The following is a 229-nucleotide window of genomic DNA, read 5'->3' as shown; positions in this document are numbered from 1 at the left end:
CAACGCCTCCGGCAACATCGCAGCCGCGACCACGGTAACCATTCGCGGCACGGACAGCATGCTGCTCGGCGAGAAATGGGGCACCGCCACCATCACCGGTCGCGGATCGGGCGTCAACGTCGATGAGATCGCCACGCTCACGGTCACCGCCGACGACGCGAAGGTCACGAACCGGCGCACGCAGACGGCGACCATCGACGGCAGCAGGGCCACTGTCAACACCGACAGC

Annotated in this window: 1 protein-coding gene; it reads left to right on the top strand. The window is 67.2% G+C overall.

Annotation, left to right across the window (positions count from 1 at the left end):
- On the top strand, window positions 1–229 hold a 229-nt coding region (locus C5N14_RS32555; RefSeq protein WP_165878316.1), incomplete at both ends, for a hypothetical protein.

The organism is Micromonospora sp. MW-13, from assembly GCF_003434305.1.
Classification (GTDB): domain Bacteria; phylum Actinomycetota; class Actinomycetes; order Mycobacteriales; family Micromonosporaceae; genus Micromonospora.
The sequence above is the reverse complement of the archived record's forward strand: the minus strand, read 5'-3'. Positions and strand labels throughout refer to the sequence as shown.